This window comes from Gemmiger formicilis (assembly GCF_016901605.1).
GTDB lineage: Bacteria > Bacillota > Clostridia > Oscillospirales > Ruminococcaceae > Gemmiger > Gemmiger formicilis_B.
This window is the reverse complement of the sequence record NZ_JACJKP010000323.1, coordinates 1-1163: the sequence shown is the minus strand read 5'-3', so window position 1 is coordinate 1163 and position 1163 is coordinate 1. Positions and strand designations below refer to the sequence as shown.

Below are 1163 nucleotides of genomic sequence, written 5' to 3'. Positions count from 1 at the left end.
ATCAAGGCCAAGCAGGATGATCTGCAGAAGTCCTTCTACGCCATCAGCGAGAAGGTTTACAAGCAGGCTGCTCAGGCCCAGGGCGCTCAGCCCGGTGCCGATGCCGGTGCCCAGGGCAGCAGCCAGCCCAAGGATGACGGCGCTGTGGATGCCGACTTCCACGAAGTCTGATTTTACAATTTGAACCCCAACACAAAGGCCGCCGCCCGGCAAGGCGGCGGCCCTTGCGGGGTTAATGAAAGATAGCCCATATAGAGGGGATTGATTCTATGGCAGAAAAACGTGATTATTATGAGGTGCTTGGGATCGGTAAAAACGCCACCGAAGCCGAGATCAAAAGCGCCTACCGCAAACTGGCCAAAAAGTACCACCCCGACCTGAACCCCGGCGATAAGGTCGCCGAGGAAAAGTTCAAGGAGGTCAATGAGGCCAACGACGTACTTTCGGACCCGGAAAAACGCAAGCGCTATGACCAGTTCGGCTTTGCCGGCGTCGATCCCAACTATGGGGCCGGTCAGCCGGGCGGCGGATTCGGTGGTTTTGGCGCCGGCGGTGTGGACCTGGGCGATATTTTCGGCGATATTTTCGGCGGCAGTTTTGGCGGATTTGGTGGCTTCGGCGGTTCTTCCCGAGCCAACCCCAATGCGCCGCGCAAGGGCCATGACATTCAGGCCAGTGTGATTCTGACCTTTGAGGAAGCTGCCCACGGCTGCACCAAAAAGATCACGCTGAACCGGCAGCAGACCTGCCCCGACTGTAACGGCAACGGCTGCGAGTCTGGCACCAGTCCCGAAACCTGTACCCAGTGTGGTGGCCGCGGCTATGTGGTGACCCAGCAGCGTACGCCCTTTGGTGTGATGCAGAGCCAGCAGCCCTGCCCGCATTGCGGCGGACGTGGCACCATCATCAAGAACCCCTGCAAGACCTGCCGCGGTACCGGCAAAACCAGCGCCCGCAAGACGCTGGAGGTCAAGATTCCCGCAGGCATTGATGATGATCAGAACATTGCACTGCGCGGCCAGGGCGATGCCGGCAGCAACGGCGGCCCGGCAGGCGACGTGATTGTTCATGTGACGGTCAAGAAAGATGCTGTCTTTGAACGGGATGGCTACGATGTATATGTACGTGTCCCCATTACCTACTCTCAGGCAGTGTTGGGCGCC

The 1163-nt window shown here is 59.1% G+C and carries 1 protein-coding gene; it reads left to right on the top strand.

Going from position 1 to position 1163, the window contains the following annotated elements; translation table 11 throughout:
- Positions 1-269: 269 nt before the first annotated feature.
- On the top strand, positions 270-1163 hold an 894-nt coding region (dnaJ, locus tag H6B10_RS14580; RefSeq protein ID WP_204652258.1), incomplete at its 3' end, for a molecular chaperone DnaJ.